The organism is Aeromonas sp. CD (assembly GCF_033349375.1).
Classification (GTDB): domain Bacteria; phylum Pseudomonadota; class Gammaproteobacteria; order Enterobacterales; family Aeromonadaceae; genus Aeromonas; species Aeromonas hydrophila.
Genome location: NZ_CP137631.1, coordinates 4101598 through 4118430 on the forward strand (window position 1 = coordinate 4101598; position 16833 = coordinate 4118430).

The window sequence follows — 16833 nt, forward strand, 5'->3', positions numbered from 1 at the left end:
ACTGACTCCTTGCCGTGAATATCGGTGCCCAGCATACCCAGTCAGGGCGCCGCGCTCTACCCCGCCAGCGGGAACTGTGATCCGCTTGGCAACACGACGGCAACATCCGGGGTGGCGACCACCCCCTCCTCGGCCAGCGCCACCGCACTCAGGGCGACCCGCTCCAGCAGCTTGAGGGAGTGGGCCCGGCCCACCGCCACCTGCCGCTTGATGTCGTCGGGCAGGAACGGCAGCCCGTCGTTGGTGGCGGTGTCGATGGTCTGGATCCACTCCAGCCCCTCACCCGGCGGCGGCAGACGGAACTGGATGTCGTAGTCGCTGGCGTTGAACAGCACGTACCAGCGCTCCCCGCCGCAGCCGATCATGCCGATGTCCATGGCGAACGCCTGTCCCATGGGGGCATGCCAGTCCTGATCGGTGAGCTGATGGCCGTCCGGGTGATACCAGTTGACCTGGTGGCAGCTGCTGGGGGCGCCGTTCCAGCTGTCGTCGCTCAGTTGCAGGTTGGAAAAAACGGTGGACTCCGCCCGCAGCGCCAGCATCTGCTGGGTGAAGGCGAGCAGCCGCTCATCCTCCGGCCGCCACTGCCAGTTGACCCAGCTGATCTGGTTGTCCTGGCAGTAGGCATTGTTGTTGCCGAGCTGGCTGCGGCCCATCTCGTCGCCGGCGAGGAAGTGCGGGGTGCCTTGCGACAGCAGCAGGGTGGCGATCAGGTTGCGCTTCTGCTGCTGGCGCAGGTTGTTGACCCGCGGATCCAGGGTCGGCCCTTCCACCCCGTGGTTGTTGGAGAGGTTGTTGCCGTGGCCGTCCCGGTTGTCCTCACCGTTGGCCTGGTTGTGGCGCTGGTTGTAGGAGACCAGATCCTCCAGGGTGAAGCCGTCGTGATAGCAGAGGTAGTTGACGCTGGTATGGGGAGAGCGCCAGTTCTTCGGGAACAGATCCCTTGAGCCGACCAGCCGGGTGGCAAAGTCCCCCATCTTGCCCGCATCGCCGCGCCAGAAGGCGCGCACCGTGTCGCGGTAGCGGTCGTTGATCTCCAGCCACTGGCTCGGGAACTGGCCGAGCCGATAGCCGAAGGGGCCGATATCCCAGGGCTCGGCGATGAGCTTGACCCGTGCCAGTACGGGGTCCGCCATCATGGCCTTGAAGAAGGCCCCCATGGGGTCGAACTCGCCCGCTTCGCGCGCCAGGGTAACCGCCAGATCGAAGCGAAAGCCGTCCACCTGCATCTCGGTGACCCAGTAGCGCAAGGCGTCGAGCACCAGCCGCAGGCTGTTGGGGTGATCCAGATTGACGCTGTTGCCGCAGCCGGTGACGTTGGCGTGGCGAGTGTAGTCGGGGCCGTGGGCGCCCGCCTCGAAGGCGTAGTAACCGGCGTTGTCAAAGCCCTTGAAGGAGAGTATGGGGCCGTCGAAGCCCGACTCTGCGGTGTGGTTGTAGACCACATCCAGGATCACCTCGAGTCCGGCCTTGTGCAGCTCGCGCACCATGGTCTTGAACTCGGTCACCGCCTCCTGCGCCGCATAGCGCGGCTCGGGGGCGAAGAAGGCGATGGGGTTGTAACCCCAGTAGTTGGTGAGCCCCAGCTGCTCGAGCCTGGGCTCGGACATGAAGGCCGCCACCGGCATCAGCTGCACCGCGCTAACGCCGAGGGACTTGAGATGTTCGATGATGAGCGGGTGGCAGATGCCCAGATAGGTGCCGCGCAGCTCGCTCGGCACCCCCTGATGCTGGCGGGTGAAGCCCTTGACGTGGGTTTCATAGATGACGGTGCGGGCCGGCTCGATGGCGGGCTTGCCCACTCCCTGCCAGTCGAAGGCATCGTCCACCACCACGGATTTGGCCACCATGGCCGCACTGTCCCCCTGATAGAGGGCATCATCCCAGTGGGTCGGGCGACTGAGCGCCTTGGCGTAGGGGTCGATCAGCAGCTTGTCCGGGTCGAACAGCATCCCCTCCTGCGACGTGCCGTGCACCCGGTAGCCGTAGCGCTGACCGGCCTTGACGCCGCGCACATGGCCGAAGCGGTACTGACCGCGCCGGCCGGGCAGCTCGAGGCGAGCCAGCTCCCGCTCCTGCTCATCGAACAGGCAGAGCTCCACCTTGTCCGATTGCGGCGCCCAGACGCAAAAGTGACAACCCGTCTCGTCGAGCAGGGCCCCCAGCGGATGGTCCTGCCCCTTTTCCATTACGAACATCAAGACTCCTGTTTGATGAACAAGGTCGCCAGTGGCGGCAGATCCAGCACTATGCTGTGCGCCATTCCCTGCCAGGGGGTCGGCCCGGCGACGAAAACCAGACCCACATCATAGTTGCTGCCCCAGTAATGCTCGCTGTCGGTGTTGAGCACCACCCGGTAGTGACCGGCCGCCGGTACCCCGAGCCGGTAGGCAAGCCGCGGCACCGGCGTGAAGTTGCAGGCCACCACCAGCGGGTTGGCCCCCTGCTTGTCGGCCCGCAGCCAGGCAAAGATGCTGTTGTCGGCGTCGTTGTGATCCAGCCAGCGGAAGCCATTTTGCTCATAATCCGCCTGATACAAGGCAGGTTCATGACGGTAGAGATGGTTGAGATCGTGGATCAGCCGCTGCTGGCCGCCGTGCTTGGGATACTGCAGCAGGTGCCAGGGCAGCTGGGCATCGTGATTCCACTCGTTGCTCTGGGCGATCTCGGTGCCCATGAAGTTGAGCTTCTTGCCGGGATGGGCATACATGAAGCCCATGTAGGCGCGCAGGTTGGCCGCCTGCTGCCACTCGTCCCCCGGCATCTTGTAGAGCATGGAGTGCTTGCCATGCACCACCTCGTCGTGGGAGAGCGACAGAATGAAGTTCTCGTCATAGTGGTACACCATGGAGAAGGTCATGTCGTTGTGGTGGTAGCGACGGTGAATGGGCTCTTTCTGCATGTAAGTGAGGGTGTCGTGCATCCAGCCCATATTCCACTTGAAGCCAAAGCCCAGGCCGCCCAGGAAGGTGGGACGGGAGACCCCGGCGAAGGCGGTGGACTCCTCGGCGATGGTCATGGCGTGGGGGTACTTGCCGTACACCTCTTCGTTGGTCCACTTCAACAGGCTGATCGCCTCGTAGTTGTGGTTGCCACCGTCGACGTTCGGCACCCACTCGCCGGCGTTGCGGGAATAATCCAGATAGAGCATGGAGGCGACCGCATCCACCCGCAGGCCGTCAACGTGGAACTTGTCGAGCCAGAACAGGGCGCTGGCCACCAGGAACTGACGCACCGTATTGCGACCGAAGTCGTAGATGTAGGAGTTCCAGTCCGGGTGCCAGCCACGGCGCGGATCCTCGTACTCGTAGAGCGGGGTGCCGTCGAAGCGGGCCAGCCCGTGGGCATCGGACGGGAAGTGGGCCGGCACCCAATCCAGGATGACGCCGATGCCGGCCTGGTGGCACTGATCCACGAAGTATTTGAAATCATCAGCCGTGCCGTAGCGGCTGGTGGGCGAGAACATGCCCACCGGCTGGTAGCCCCAGGAGCCACTGAACGGGTGCTCGGAGACCGGCAGCAGCTCGATGTGGGTATACTCCATCCCCTTGACGTAATCGACCAGCTCCACCGCCAGCTCGCGCCAGCTCAGGCTGTCGCCGTTGGGGTGGCGCTTCCAGGAGCCGACATGCAGCTCGTAGATGGAGAGCGGCTGCTCGCGCTTGTCGTTGAGCTGGCTCTCGCGCCAGGCGGCATCCTGCCACTGGTACTGGTCGTGGTCATAGACCACGGAGGCGAACGAGGGGTACTGCTCGCAGTAGAAACCAACCGGGTCGCTCTTGTGCGGCAGCCGGTTGCCCGCCGGATCTTTGAGTTCAAACTTGTAGCGATCCCCGGCCTTGAGGCCCGGTACGAACAGCACCCAGTGACCGCACTGGCTGCGCTGCATCGGGTGGCGGCGGCCATCCCAGAAGTTGAAATCGCCGATGAGGCTCACCGCGGTGGCGCTCGGTGCATAGACCGCAAAACGCACCCCTTCCACTTGCTGGTTCAGATGCTCCACGGTACGCAGCTGGGCACCGAGCGTATGGTAGAGGTTTTCCGGCTGGTAGGTGAGTTCCGCCAACCCGGCCCAGCCCGCATCCTGGAACTGGTAGGGGTCGATGACCTCGACGCTGACATCTGGGTAGTCGGCAAGCAACTGGTAGGGGAAGGGATTTTTACGGCGGGTGAAAACAGTTTCAAAGAGGCCCGAATCATCGGTGGGCGCCAGGGTGGCAACAATCTTGCCCGACTTGAGATCCTTGACCCGTACGGCCTGGGCATCGGGTAACCAGATGGTCAGCTTGAGGCCGGGCCCATCCGGATTGGCCTGCAGGCCTAAGTGGGAAAAGGGATCGGAACAGCGGGCTGCAACCAAACGTTCAACGAGCATCGAGATTTCCTTTCATAGCTGAGCATCCGCTCCGGCCTGGACCGAAGCGGATGTAAGTGAGTCACGTTTTGTCGGCAGTGGCTCAACGACTGGCCTCGTCACGGGCCTGGCTCATCTTGCCTGCCAGCGCCTTGAGCGCCTCATTGGCAAAAATATCCTCCAGATCGGTAGACAGCTTGCGGCGCCAGTTCGGGTACTCGTAACTGGTGCCCGGCACGTTGACCGGCTTGTCCATCTCCAGCCAATCCTCCAGCTGGGTGCTGAACAGGGCGCAGCTGCCGCGAGACATGTGCAGTTGCAGACCGTGGTTGAGCTCGGTGTTCATGCCAACCCAGTTCACGTCGTGGCTGATGTTGCCGGAGATCACCCCGTGGCCGTGCAGGCTGTCGAGGATGCGCTGCTTGGCCTGGTGGCGATCAGCATACAGGGTCTTGAGTACGTCTTCATCCGGATACAAGCCCAGTTCGCGTCCCAGCGCCAGATCGTCGCAATGCCAGAAGCCCTTGAGGGTCGGCATGTCGTGGGTGGTCAGCGCCGACATCGCCTGCTCGGCGTAGTGAGCCGGAGAGATGAAGCCGCCATCGCCCTTGGAGCGCTCGAAGAAGAACACCTTGTAGGAGTGGACGCCGTTCTCTTTCAGGGTCACGTCGATCCCCTCCGGCACGGTACCCAGATCCTCGCCGATCAGCAGACACTGGTTGCGGTGGGACTCGAGGGCCAGGATGCCGAGCAGGTCGTTGACCGGGTAATAGATGTAGGCGCCTTTGGCGGCCGACTCTCCGGGCGGCACCCACCACAAGCGCAGCAAGGCCATCACGTGATCGATGCGCAGCGCGCCGCAGGAGCGCATGTTGGCACGGAACAGATCCACCATTGGCTGGTAGGCCGCCTCGAACAGCTGATTCGGGTTCATGGGAGGCAGGCCCCAATTCTGGCCAAGCGGGCCCAGAATATCGGGTGGTGCACCGACCGAGGCCTTCGGGCAGTAGAGATCCCGGTTGGCCCAGATCTCGGTGGAGCCTTCGGAGACGCCCACCGCCAGATCGCGGTAGATCCCCATCACCATGCCGGCCGCCTTGGCACGGGCGTCGGCCCGGGCCAGCTGCTCGTCGGCCAGGAACTGCAGATAGAGATAGAAATTCACATCCTGGCGGTGCTCGGCCATCCAGGCCGCCACTTCGGGATTGTGGTAGTCACGGAACGGCTCCGGCCACACCGGCCAGCCCCAGGCATTCTCGCCTTTGGCATAGAAGTGGGCTTGCAGGGCATCGAAGGCGGCCTGTTGCTGCAGGCTGTCACCGCCGGCGGCAACGAATGCATCGAAGGCGGCCTGACGCTCGGCGCTCAGGCTGGCCTGGTCGAACACCTGACGCAGCATACCGAGTTTGGTCTCGATGACGCCGGTGTAATCCACGTTGCCCTTGGCGCGCAGCTCACTCAAGTGCTGCTGGAAGGCGGGGTTCACCACCTCGGCCTTGAGCCGGGCATTGGCCAGAAATTCGGGCACGGCTTCCACATCGATGTAGGCCACGTTGAGCCAGCGCCGAGACGAGGGACTGTAGGGGCTGGCGCTCTCCGGGTTGGCCGGATAGAGGGCATGAATCGGGTTGAGACCGACGAAGTGAGCGCCCCAGGCGGCCATCTTCTCGACCAGCTGGCCAAGATCGCTGAAATCGCCGATGCCCCAGTTGTGGCGGCTGCGCAGGCAGTAGAGCTGCACACTCGGACCCCACACCTTGCGGCCATTGGCGATGGGAGGCTGCTTGTAGCACGCCTTGGGCGCGACGATGAGGCGCATGCTGGCGAGCGGCTCGTCGTTGCCCTCCTCCAGCAGGATCAGATCGTGATAACCCAGCTCGGGCTGCACAGCCAGGGCCACGCGATAGGCCTGGCACTCCATCTCTTCGAATTCGGCCACACCGACCAGCTCGCCGTCGATGGGGGTAAGCTGACCGGACAACAGGCCGCCCTGCTCCAGCTTGAGCTGCCAGCTGAGAGCGTCGTTGACGAATTCGATGGGCAGACGGACTTCGAGGGTAATGGGCTCGCCGCTGCGGACCACCATCACGGGATCCAGCGCACGCAGCCAGTGCTGACGGTGCTCCTGCTCAAGCTGCTCGGTCAGGGCGGCCTCGTCATCGACGCGGTAACCCATGGCGCCCAGCATGGCGGCCTTGCTCTCTTCGGATACCTGAGCCGGGTGGCCCCAGGCATCAACATACTCGCTGGCGATACCTTTGGCGGCAGCCAGCTGTTCAATCAGGGTGGTCATAGTTTGAGAATTCCCGCTGTGGATTCTATCTATACTATTTTGATTAATTTTTATGGGTGGTACTTGAACAGTGGCTCTATGGGCCATGCTAAACCGCGCACATTTTTACACATCTGCCTGGCTGGTTGTGTGACCGAGCAGGCACTATTGTTGATAACCGCACCGCCAAGAGATAGATAGTTATTTCGACAAAAGCTGGTAGTCAGTTACATAAACAGAAAATAAATTTCACAGTTTTTCATGATATAGCGCAATTTCAGACAGATTGTTGGTTGACTCACGGGGGAGTTCTAGTAAATTTACAAACGGAATTTTCTTTGACTACTGAACAGTTAGGTAACCAATTATGACTATCAAAGTAGGTATTAACGGTTTTGGCCGCATCGGCCGTTTCGTCTTCCGTCTGGCCGCTGAGCGTTCTGACATCGAAGTGGTTGGTATCAACGATCTGATCGACGTTGACTACATGGCCTACATGCTGAAGTACGACTCCACTCACGGCCGCTTCAAGGGCACCGTTGAAGTCAAAGACGGCAACCTGGTTGTCAACGGCAAAACCGTACGTGTTACCGCTGAGCGTGACCCGGCCAACCTGAAATGGGGCGAAATCGGTGTTGACGTTGTTGCCGAAGCTACCGGTCTGTTCCTGACCGACGAGACTGCTCGCAAGCACATCGCTGCCGGCGCCAAGAAAGTCGTTCTGACCGGTCCGTCCAAAGACGCTACCCCGATGTTCGTAATGGGTGTTAACGACGCTACCTATGCTGGCCAGGACATCGTTTCCAACGCTTCCTGCACCACCAACTGCCTGGCCCCGATCGCCAAGGTTCTGAACGATACCTTCGGTATCGAGTCCGGCCTGATGACCACTGTTCACGCTACCACTGCTACCCAGAAGACCGTTGATGGTCCGTCTGCCAAAGACTGGCGCGGTGGCCGCGGTGCGGCTCAGAACATCATCCCGTCCTCTACCGGTGCTGCCAAGGCTGTTGGCGTAGTTATCCCGGAACTGAAAGGCCTGCTGACCGGTATGGCTTTCCGCGTTCCGACTCCGGACGTGTCTGTTGTTGACCTGACCGTCAACCTGAAGAAAGCTGCCACCTACGCAGAAATCTGCGAAGCGATGAAAGCTGCTTCCGAAGGCGCCATGAAGGGCGTTCTGGGCTACACCGAAGACGAAGTGGTTTCTACCGACTTCCTGGGTGAGCGTCAGACCTCCGTATTCGACGCCAAGGCTGGTATCCAGCTGAACGACAAATTCGTTAAAGTTGTATCCTGGTACGACAACGAAATGGGCTACTCCAGCAAAGTTCTGGACCTGATCGCTCACATCTCCAAGTAATTTGGGATACGCAATCAAGTAGCTTGAAAAAGGCGGCCATGGGCCGCCTTTTTGTATTCTGGACCGGGATTTTTCCAACCCTCTCTTCTGAATGTGCGCGAGCACAGGAGTCCTCATGCAACCGACACGCTCTCTGACTGCCCACTGTACCCTCAGCCACCACCCGGCTGGCCAACCCCTGCTGACCGTCGACAATGGCTACGCCAAGGCAGAAATCAGCCTGTTTGGCGCCCACGTGCTGAGCTACCAGCGTCACGATGAACCCGCCTCCATCTGGCTCAGCGACAAGGCGGTGCTGGATGGCAGCAAACCCATTCGCGGTGGCATTCCCCTCTGCTGGCCCTGGTTTGGCCCGGCCCCTGCCCGCGTCGGCAGTGGCAAGCCCTCCCACGGCTTTGCCCGCACCAGCCTGTGGACGCTGGACGGTGTCTCCGATCACGGTGACGGTACGCTCGTCCACCTGTCTCTGCGTGACAACGAGGCAACCCGTCAGCTCTGGCCTCATGCCTTCGAGCTGGAGCTGGATGTGCTGGTCGGCAAGGAGCTGGCCCTAGTACTGACCACCCGCAACACCGGCAAAGCGCCGCTCGTCTACAGCGGAGCCCTGCACACCTACCTGCAGATAAGTTCACCGGAGTCAGTGAGCGTCAGCGGCCTTGGCGAGCCCTATGCTGACAAACTGACCGGCCAGAATGGCCAGCAGCAGGGCCCTCTGACCCTGAACGGCCCGCTGGATCGGGTCTATTGGCAGCCTGCGGCCCACGTCAGCATCCAGGATGGCGAACGCGAGACCCGGGTGGTCAGCGGCAACCACGACAGCGTGGTGGTCTGGACCCCCTGGCTGGAAGGCGCCCGCGCCATGGCCGACATGAGCGATGATGGTTATCGCACCATGCTCTGCGTCGAAGCGGCCATCGCCAGCGAGGCAAGCGTGACCGTCGCACCGGATGAAGAGCACAGCTTCTCCACCGTGATCATCTGAGCTGGATGAGGTGCAGATAAATAAAGAGAGCTCCCGCGGGAGCCCTCTTTGCATCTCTTTGTCTTGGTAATCAGGCATTGCCCTGGGTCTTGAGCCTGAGCTCGGCGGCGAAGTTGAGCATGCGGTCGAGCGGGATCAAGGCCTTCACCCGCAATTCCTCGTCCACCAGGATCTCGTGACGCTCGGCGCCATCGGTGAGGGCCTCCTTGATGGCCACCAGGCCGTTCATCGCCATCCAGGGGCAGTGGGCACAACTGCGGCAGGTCGCACCATCGCCACCGGTCGGCGCCTCCACCATCTCTTTCTCCGGGCAGGCCTGCTGCATCTTGTAGAAGATGCCGCGATCGGTCGCCACGATCAGCTTCTGTTGGGGCAGCTCCTTGGCCGCCTTGATCAGCTGGCTGGTGGAACCCACCGCATCGGCCAGTTCGATCACCGAGGCTGGGGACTCCGGGTGGACCAGCACGGCGGCATCCGGATTCTGCTCCTTCAGCTCACGCAGGGCACGGGCCTTGAACTCGTCGTGGACGATGCAGTGGCCCTGCCAGCGCAACATCTCGGCGCCAGTCTTCTTCTCGATGTAGGCACCGAGGTGACGGTCCGGACCCCAGATGATCTTGTGACCCTGGCTGTCCAGATGTTCGACGATCTCCAGCGCGATGCTGGAGGTGACCACCCAGTCCGCCCGCGCCTTCACCGCCGCCGAAGTATTGGCATAGACCACCACGATATGGTCGGGATGGGCGTCGCAGAAGGCGGAGAACTGCTCGATGGGGCAACCCAGATCAAGCGAGCATTCGGCCTCCAGCGTCGGCATCAGGACTCGCTTGTGGGGGCTCAGGATCTTGGAGGTCTCGCCCATGAAGCGCACCCCGGCGACGATCAGGGTCTGCGCCTCGTGATCACGGCCAAAGCGGGCCATCTCGAGGGAGTCGCCGACGAAACCACCGGTCTCCTCCGCCAGCGCCTGGATCTCGGGATCCGTGTAGTAGTGGGCGACCAGCACCGCCTTGCGCTCCTTGAGCAGTGCCTTGATGTCTGCGATCAGGGTCGTCTTCTGCTCGGCGCTCAGGGGAAGGGGCTTGGCCGGAAACGGATAGTCCATCTCGACTACCGGCGGGACATTGTTCAGTGCATTGCTCATTGCGACTGTTCCATCAACGCTTGGAAAGGCAAAAATTATAACCAGAAGCCGCGCACAAACCCATCAACAAATCCGGTGCTGCGCAAGTGTCCGAATATACTCAAGTAATTCGTTGTCATTCTTGCCAAAGGAGTTGTCGAATGAAACAACGTTCCCTCAAAACCAAGCTGCTATTGCTCACCATGGGGCTGTTTCTCGCTAGCGGCCTCGCCATGACTCTGATGCAGTCCTCCTCGCTGAACACCCTGCGCAGCAACATCGTCAGCCAGACCCGCCAGGCGCTGGAGCAGGAAGTCTCCCGTACCCTGCAGTTCCAGGCCGAACGCTATGCGGTGCAGATCGCCGACCTGTTGCAGCAGTCCTATCAGGTGCCGCTGGGCATGGCGGCCCAGCTGGAGGGCAGCATGGCGCAGCCGGACAGGCTGCTGAGCCGTCCCCAGGTCGAGACGCTGCTCCACAGCCGACTGCAGCAAGCGGGCGGCATCAGCTCCATCTATGCCCAGTTTGAACCCGACGGGTACGATGGTCAGGATGCCAGCTGGCAGGCCGGCGTCTCCCACTCCGTCGCCGGCAAGGGCAGCCTGGAGATTTATTTCACCCGCGACCAGGGCGGCCAGATCAGCCAGCAGCCGGTAGATGCCGCCACCAGTGCCGCCAAATACGACACCTCGGTCAACGAGTTCGGCATCCGCAACAGCGAATGGTACCTGTGCGGCCGCGACACCCTGCGCCCCTGTCTGATGGAGCCCTACCTCTACGAGATAAGCCCAGGCAACAAGATGCTGATGACCAGCCTGACGGTGCCCGTTCTGAAAGCCGGCAAGTTTGTCGGCATCACCGGCGTCGACATGAACCTGCCCATCTTCCAGCAACTGGCCGAGAACCTCGGCAAGAGCCTGTATGACAACCAGGCCGAGGTCACTCTGGTCAGCAAGATGGGCCTCATCGTCGGCAGCAACCGTCACGCCGACAAGCTGGGGCGGCCGCTGACGGAAGCCGGCCTCACCGCCCCCACCGGCCAGGAGCAGGACACCGAGACCGACTTCATCCTGCAACAACCGGTCAGGATCGACGCCGCCGACACCCAGTGGTGGTTGATGCTCAAGGTGCCCAAGGCGCTGGCACTCAGCCAGGCCAACACCATCAGCAACCAGCTTGGCGACTTGCTGCAGGCCACCCAGCAGCAACAGCTGATCGCCATCGTCGTCATCACTCTGCTGGCGCTGGCGCTGCTGATCTGGTTCATCCAGACCATCACGGCCCCCCTCTCCCTCATCAGCCGCCATGTGTCCCACCTCTCCAGCAACGAGGGGGACCTGACCCAGCAGATGAGGATAGACACCCACCAGGAGCTGATCGAGCTGGGCGGCCACCTCAACGCCTTCCTCGGCAAGTTGCGCGGCATGGTGCAGGGCAGCAAGCAGATCGGCCAGCAGGTGCACCAGCAGGCCCAGGGCATGAAGCAGACGGCCGACACCATGCGCAGCAGTCTGGACGAGCAGAGCCTGGAGCTGGAAAGCGTGGTCAGTGCCATGCATCAGATGAGCACCACGGCGGTCAGCGTGGCGGGCTATGCCGAGCAGGCAGCCCAGGAGTCGGAGACGGCCACCCATCACATCAGCACGGCCCAGCAGACCCTGAGCCGGGCCCGCACCGAGATCCACACCCTGGTTGAAGACATGCACCTCGCCGACAAGGCTGTCGCCCAGGTGGCCCAGCGCAGCACCAACATCAGCCGCATTCTCGACGTGATCAGGGCCATCGCCGAGCAGACCAACCTGCTGGCGCTCAATGCGGCCATCGAGGCGGCGCGGGCCGGCGACATGGGGCGCGGCTTTGCCGTGGTGGCGGACGAAGTGCGGGCGCTGGCCAACAAGACCCGGGAGTCCACCGACGAGATAGGTCAGCTCATCGGCAGCCTGCAGACCGAGGTCAACAGCAGCCAGCAATTGATGAGTACCGGCATCACTCGTTCGGCCAGCACGGTGGAAGGGACGGAGCAGGCCTTTGAGGCCCTCAATCAGGTGGTCACCCAGATCCAGCAGATCCACGATCACATCAGCCAGGTGGCCACGGCGGCCGAGCAGCAGAGCGCCGTCAGCGACACCATCAACCAGAATCTGATGCGGATCGGCGACGCCGCCACCACCCTGGGGCAGGAGGCCAACGCCAGCCATCACCTGAGCGAGCAGCTGGAGCAGGCTGCCACGGCACTGGCCACCCAGCTCGAGCGGCTGAGAACCTGATGCCGAACGGCCATAAAAAAAGCCCGCATTGCTGCGGGCTTTTTCAATCTGGTGGTCGTTACTGGGATCGAACCAGTGACCCCCTCCTTGTAAGGGAGGTGCTCTCCCAGCTGAGCTAAACGACCTGGGATTCTTGAAATGATGGTGGGTCGTGCTGGATTCGAACCAGCGACCAATTGATTAAAAGTCAACTGCTCTACCGACTGAGCTAACGACCCATCTAAATCATTTTTTACAAACTTGGTGGTCGTTACTGGGATCGAACCAGTGACCCCCTCCTTGTAAGGGAGGTGCTCTCCCAGCTGAGCTAAACGACCTGGGATTCTTGAAATGATGGTGGGTCGTGCTGGATTCGAACCAGCGACCAATTGATTAAAAGTCAACTGCTCTACCGACTGAGCTAACGACCCATCTAAATCATTTTTTACAAACTTGGTGGTCGTTACTGGGATCGAACCAGTGACCCCCTCCTTGTAAGGGAGGTGCTCTCCCAGCTGAGCTAAACGACCTGGGATTCTTGAAATGATGGTGGGTCGTGCTGGATTCGAACCAGCGACCAATTGATTAAAAGTCAACTGCTCTACCGACTGAGCTAACGACCCATCTAAATCATTTTTTACAAACTTGGTGGTCGTTACTGGGATCGAACCAGTGACCCCCTCCTTGTAAGGGAGGTGCTCTCCCAGCTGAGCTAAACGACCTGGGATTCTTGAAATGATGGTGGGTCGTGCTGGATTCGAACCAGCGACCAATTGATTAAAAGTCAACTGCTCTACCGACTGAGCTAACGACCCATCTAAATCATTTTTTACAAACTTGGTGGTCGTTACTGGGATCGAACCAGTGACCCCCTCCTTGTAAGGGAGGTGCTCTCCCAGCTGAGCTAAACGACCTGGGATTCTGAAATGATGGTGGGTCGTGCTGGATTCGAACCAGCGACCAATTGATTAAAAGTCAACTGCTCTACCGACTGAGCTAACGACCCATCTAAATCATTTTTTACAAACTTGGTGGTCGTTACTGGGATCGAACCAGTGACCCCCTCCTTGTAAGGGAGGTGCTCTCCCAGCTGAGCTAAACGACCTGGGAATTCTTGTGGCCAGATTGGTGGGTCGTGTAGGGATCGAACCTACGACCAATTGATTAAGAGTCAACTGCTCTACCGACTGAGCTAACGACCCACACCGACTTGCCTGGCACACTGCTTGCCTTGGCAAACAGTTTAAAACTGGTGGTCGCTACTGGGATCGAACCAGTGACCCCCTCCTTGTAAGGGAGGTGCTCTCCCAGCTGAGCTAAGCGACCTGGGAATGCTGTCTCCACCTGGTGGAGAGAATGGTGGGTCGTGCTGGATTCGAACCAGCGACCAATTGATTAAAAGTCAACTGCTCTACCGACTGAGCTAACGACCCTCACCACGACCAGGACCGACTGCAATACTGCACCGGCTCTGACGGCGGCCTATATTACGGATTTATCATCCTGGCGCAATAGAAAAATCTTAAATTCAATCTGTTTGTTCATTGCGCATACAAAGCGGGGCTGTATTTACAAGACTGTTACGAAAACAGTGACATGCAGCAATGTTACAGCTTGCTCAAACTCTGCTTGGCCAGTTGGGCCGGCGAGGTGTTCGGGTAACCCTTGATCACCTGCTCATAGAAGTTCTTCGCTTCCGCCTTCTTGCCATCAAGCTGTGCCAGCATGCCCAGCTTCAACAGCGCATCGGCTCGCTTGGGTGACTTGCTGAACTTGGTTGCCACCGTGGTGAACTGGGCAGCAGCGCCGGTCCGGTCACCCTTGTTGAACAACAGCTGACCCAGCCAGTAATGGGCATTGGGGACATAGCTCGAGCTTGGATACTGTTTGATGAACCCTTCAAAGGCGGGGATGGCCTTGTCGTAGTTCTTCTCCTTGAGCACCATGTTCACGGCCGCATCGTAGGCCTGGTTCTCATTCAGGTTGGTCGAGTAGTTGGCCGCAGCAGCCGGTGTCGCGCTCGCAGCGGCGGCTGCCGGGGCTGCTGGCGTAGCAGCAGGCTGGCTGTTGGCCACCTTGTCGAGCTCCTGATAGAGCTGACGCTGACGCTCTTGCGACTGTTCCATCTGGTAGGTCTGCTGTTCCAGCTGACCGCGCAGCTCGGAGACCTCTCCCTGCAGGGAGTCGACCTGCTGCTGCAATTCGGCTTGCAGCCGCAGACGGGCATTGAGGGTGCGCTCCAGCAGGGCAACCCTGTCTTCCAGGCTGCCGGTGGGCACGATGGCGCCGTTGTTGCCGCTAAGGACAACTCCACCACCCGAGTCACTGCTCAGATCGCTGACGGGAGCCGCCGCCTGCGCATTCAGAGCAACCAATACGGCCAGCGCAACAACAGCTTGCTTGTACACAGATTTCATTCGGATCAAACCTTAGCGTTTAGGGCAAATAAAACGGCCAGCGCCATCGTCGCTCGCTTATGCAGATTTCATTCGGATCAAACCTTGGCGTTTAGTGCAAATAAAACGGCCATCGAAATGGCCGCTTGCATATAAACGAACTTTGTTCGGTTTAAACCTTAGTAAACCAGAACCGCACGGCGGTTTTTGGCAAAGGCATCCTCGGTGTGGGACATGTCCAGCGGCTTCTCTTCGCCATAGCTGACGATGGAGAGCTGCTCGGCCTGCACACCCAGGGTTTGCAGATACTTGGCAACGGCCTTGGCACGACGCTCGCCCAGGGCGATGTTGTACTCCGGAGTACCGCGCTCGTCGGCATGACCTTCGATCAGGACTTTCACGCTCGGGCGCTCGCGCAGGTAGCTGGCGTGGGCATCCAGCAGATCAGCGTACTGACCCTGGATATCGTAACCGTCGAACGGGAAGTAGATCACGTTGTCACGTTGCAGCGCTTCGAACTTCTGACGCATCTGCTCTTCCGGGGACAACATGCCGTTGGCGCCGCCGGTTTGTACACCGCCCATGCCGTCGGTCATACCTGACTCAGCGCCAGCGGCGTCAGAATCAGAAGAAGAGCTACAAGCGGCCAGGGTGAACAGTGGCAGTGCGATGGCCAAACCCTTGAGCAGTTTATTGAGTTGCATGCTATTTCCTTAAACCTTTATAACAAAACAAAAAACAATTGGATTTTTATCAATTCAAGAAGGGCGACCAAGCTGGTGCACGAATTTCACCGCTACTGGTCGGAAGCACAGCCTTGAAGCGACCATCAGTCGACACCAACGCGAGACTCTTACGACCCTGATAGATGGTGGCATAAATGATCATGCTGCCATTGGGAGCCACACTTGGCGACTCATCCAGCGCACTCTGGGTAAGGACCAGCAGGGTATTGTTTTCCATGTCCTGGCGGGCAATACGGTACTGCCCCTGAACACGAGTCACCATCACCATGATTTTGCCATCAGGAGTGATGGATGCGCCCTGGTTGGATTCACCTTCCCAAGTCATCCGGCGAGTCATACCAGTCGCCAAATTTACGCTATAAATCTGGGGTTTGCCACCACGTTCAGAGGTGAACAACAAATTTTGCCCGTCCGGCATCCAGGAGGGTTCGGTGTCGATCACCCGGCTGGTTGTGACGCGGGTCAGCTGCTTGCTAGCGACATCAACCACATAGAGGTTCGGTGAACCATCCTTGGAGAGAACGATAGCCAGACGACGACCATCCGGAGACCACTCAGGCGCACCGTTGATCCCGCGGAAACTGGTGATCAGGCTGCGCTGCTGGGTGTAGATATCCTGCACGTAGATCTCGGACTTCTGGTTCTCGAAACTCACGTAGGCCAGCTTGCTGCCATCCGGCGACCAGGCCGGGGACATCAGCGGCTCGCGGGAGCGCAGCAGGGTCTTCTCGTTGTAGCCGTCGTAGTCGGCGATGCGCAGCTGATACGGGAACTGGGTGCCCTGCTGGACGGAGACATAGGCCAGGCGGGTCAGGAAGGCCCCACGCTCGCCGGTCAGACGCTCATAGACGATGTCGGAGATGCGGTGAGCAAACTGACGCATCTGGGCACCCGGGATGGTCGCCATGCGGCTGTCCAGGATGTAGCCGTTGCTCTCGCCGCCTTGCGCCTTGGCCAGCTGGCCCTTCAGCACGTCGACCAGTTCGAAGTTGATCTTGTAGGTACCGTCACCGACAGCGGCAATGGAACCGACCACCACGGCCTCGACCCCTTGCGAAGCCCAGGGTGCGAAGTTGATTTCACCGCTGGTGCTCGGCGTCTGCGGCATCTGGCCACGAGCCAGCGGCTTGAACTTGCCGCTGCGCATCAGGTCGTTGGAGACCACTTCCGCGATGTCCTGCGGCAGCTGGCCATTGCCTTCCCACTTGAAGGGGGCGACCGCAATGGGTCGGGCACTGTCGATACCGCCAGTGATGACGATGTCCAAGGCCGCCTGGGCGCTCTGGCCCAGCAACAAACAGCCAACCAAAGCAAAAAACACTTTTCTTATCATGGCTTAAATACTCGGTTC

The 16833-nt window shown here is 60.2% G+C and carries 10 protein-coding genes and 14 tRNA genes; 3 read left to right on the plus strand and 21 right to left on the minus strand.

The genetic code is table 11. The annotated features are described in order from the left end of the window. Positions 1–56 precede the first annotated feature (56 nt). From glgX to malQ, 3 genes are all read right to left on the minus strand, one after another. Positions 57–2198 carry a glycogen debranching protein GlgX gene (glgX, locus tag R2E40_RS18945; RefSeq protein WP_318164134.1) on the minus strand — a complete coding sequence of 714 codons (2142 nt, stop codon included), beginning with the start codon at positions 2196–2198 and terminating at the stop codon, positions 57–59. Further along, the gene (gene glgB, locus R2E40_RS18950) at positions 2198–4375 is read right to left on the minus strand and encodes a 1,4-alpha-glucan branching protein GlgB (RefSeq protein ID WP_318164135.1); all 2178 of its coding nucleotides are present in this window, start codon (positions 4373–4375) and stop codon (positions 2198–2200) included. The genes glgX and glgB overlap by 1 nt, the downstream gene beginning before the upstream one ends. A gap of 82 nt (positions 4376–4457) precedes the next feature. After that, positions 4458–6647 carry a 4-alpha-glucanotransferase gene (gene malQ / locus R2E40_RS18955; RefSeq protein ID WP_318164136.1) on the minus strand — a complete coding sequence of 730 codons (2190 nt, stop codon included), beginning with the start codon at positions 6645–6647 and terminating at the stop codon, positions 4458–4460. 346 nt (positions 6648–6993) lie between these two features. On the opposite strand from malQ, the gene gap reads away from it, so the two are divergent. Beyond that, positions 6994–7989 (plus strand): type I glyceraldehyde-3-phosphate dehydrogenase, encoded by a 996-nt coding sequence (gene gap, locus R2E40_RS18960; protein ID WP_011707358.1) that lies wholly within the window; start codon positions 6994–6996, stop codon positions 7987–7989. Positions 7990–8104: 115 nt separating this feature from the next. Further along, positions 8105–8971: a D-hexose-6-phosphate mutarotase gene (locus R2E40_RS18965; protein ID WP_318164137.1), complete on the plus strand. Its 867-nt coding sequence runs from the start codon at positions 8105–8107 to the stop codon at positions 8969–8971. A gap of 70 nt (positions 8972–9041) precedes the next feature. Here R2E40_RS18965 and nadA read toward each other — a convergent pair whose 3' ends face one another. Further along, complete coding sequence (nadA, locus tag R2E40_RS18970) at positions 9042–10115, minus strand: quinolinate synthase NadA (RefSeq protein WP_318164138.1); 1074 nt, start codon at positions 10113–10115, stop codon at positions 9042–9044. 140 nt (positions 10116–10255) lie between these two features. Between nadA and R2E40_RS18975 the strand changes: the two genes are divergently transcribed. Beyond that, positions 10256–12361: a methyl-accepting chemotaxis protein gene (locus tag R2E40_RS18975; protein WP_318164139.1), complete on the plus strand. Its 2106-nt coding sequence runs from the start codon at positions 10256–10258 to the stop codon at positions 12359–12361. A 49-nt stretch (positions 12362–12410) separates the two neighbouring features. On the opposite strand, the gene R2E40_RS18980 is transcribed toward R2E40_RS18975, so the two are convergent. From R2E40_RS18980 to tolB, 17 genes are all read right to left on the minus strand, one after another. After that, positions 12411–12486: transfer RNA gene (locus R2E40_RS18980), tRNA-Val, on the minus strand. 17 nt (positions 12487–12503) lie between these two features. After that, positions 12504–12579 (minus strand) — tRNA-Lys (locus R2E40_RS18985). 23 nt (positions 12580–12602) lie between these two features. Beyond that, positions 12603–12678, minus strand: a tRNA-Val gene (locus tag R2E40_RS18990). Positions 12679–12695: 17 nt separating this feature from the next. Further along, positions 12696–12771: transfer RNA gene (locus R2E40_RS18995), tRNA-Lys, on the minus strand. A gap of 23 nt (positions 12772–12794) precedes the next feature. Then, positions 12795–12870 (minus strand) — tRNA-Val (locus R2E40_RS19000). A gap of 17 nt (positions 12871–12887) precedes the next feature. After that, a tRNA-Lys gene (locus tag R2E40_RS19005) sits at positions 12888–12963 on the minus strand. A 23-nt stretch (positions 12964–12986) separates the two neighbouring features. After that, positions 12987–13062, minus strand: a tRNA-Val gene (locus R2E40_RS19010). A 17-nt stretch (positions 13063–13079) separates the two neighbouring features. Further along, a tRNA-Lys gene (locus tag R2E40_RS19015) sits at positions 13080–13155 on the minus strand. Between the two features lie 23 nt (positions 13156–13178). Next, positions 13179–13254: transfer RNA gene (locus tag R2E40_RS19020), tRNA-Val, on the minus strand. Positions 13255–13270: 16 nt separating this feature from the next. Further along, a tRNA-Lys gene (locus tag R2E40_RS19025) sits at positions 13271–13346 on the minus strand. 23 nt (positions 13347–13369) lie between these two features. Next, positions 13370–13445, minus strand: a tRNA-Val gene (locus tag R2E40_RS19030). 21 nt (positions 13446–13466) lie between these two features. Then, positions 13467–13542, minus strand: a tRNA-Lys gene (locus R2E40_RS19035). Positions 13543–13590: 48 nt separating this feature from the next. After that, positions 13591–13666, minus strand: a tRNA-Val gene (locus tag R2E40_RS19040). A 31-nt stretch (positions 13667–13697) separates the two neighbouring features. After that, positions 13698–13773 (minus strand) — tRNA-Lys (locus tag R2E40_RS19045). A gap of 174 nt (positions 13774–13947) precedes the next feature. Beyond that, positions 13948–14757, minus strand: a complete 810-nt coding sequence (gene ybgF / locus R2E40_RS19050; RefSeq protein WP_318164140.1) for a tol-pal system protein YbgF — start codon at positions 14755–14757, stop codon at positions 13948–13950. A gap of 158 nt (positions 14758–14915) precedes the next feature. After that, entirely contained in the window at positions 14916–15440 is a 525-nt protein-coding gene (gene pal / locus R2E40_RS19055) for a peptidoglycan-associated lipoprotein Pal (RefSeq protein ID WP_005304908.1), read from the minus strand. Between the two features lie 49 nt (positions 15441–15489). Beyond that, positions 15490–16815 carry a Tol-Pal system beta propeller repeat protein TolB gene (tolB, locus tag R2E40_RS19060; RefSeq protein WP_318164141.1) on the minus strand — a complete coding sequence of 442 codons (1326 nt, stop codon included), beginning with the start codon at positions 16813–16815 and terminating at the stop codon, positions 15490–15492. Positions 16816–16833: the final 18 nt, after the last annotated feature.

Bases quoted from the DNA above. Each gene is read 5' to 3' on its own strand.
- malQ (WP_318164136.1), bottom strand. From the start codon at position 6,647: ATGACCACCCTGATTGAACAGCTGGCTGCCGCCAAAGGTATCGCCAGC.
- glgX (WP_318164134.1), bottom strand. From the start codon at position 2,198: ATGTTCGTAATGGAAAAGGGGCAGGACCATCCGCTGGGGGCCCTGCTC.
- tolB (WP_318164141.1), bottom strand. From the start codon at position 16,815: ATGATAAGAAAAGTGTTTTTTGCTTTGGTTGGCTGTTTGTTGCTGGGC.
- R2E40_RS18975 (WP_318164139.1), top strand. From the start codon at position 10,256: ATGAAACAACGTTCCCTCAAAACCAAGCTGCTATTGCTCACCATGGGG.
- R2E40_RS18965 (WP_318164137.1), top strand. From the start codon at position 8,105: ATGCAACCGACACGCTCTCTGACTGCCCACTGTACCCTCAGCCACCAC.
- gap (WP_011707358.1), top strand. From the start codon at position 6,994: ATGACTATCAAAGTAGGTATTAACGGTTTTGGCCGCATCGGCCGTTTC.
- nadA (WP_318164138.1), bottom strand. From the start codon at position 10,115: ATGAGCAATGCACTGAACAATGTCCCGCCGGTAGTCGAGATGGACTAT.
- pal (WP_005304908.1), bottom strand. From the start codon at position 15,440: ATGCAACTCAATAAACTGCTCAAGGGTTTGGCCATCGCACTGCCACTG.
- glgB (WP_318164135.1), bottom strand. From the start codon at position 4,375: ATGCTCGTTGAACGTTTGGTTGCAGCCCGCTGTTCCGATCCCTTTTCC.
- ybgF (WP_318164140.1), bottom strand. From the start codon at position 14,757: ATGAAATCTGTGTACAAGCAAGCTGTTGTTGCGCTGGCCGTATTGGTT.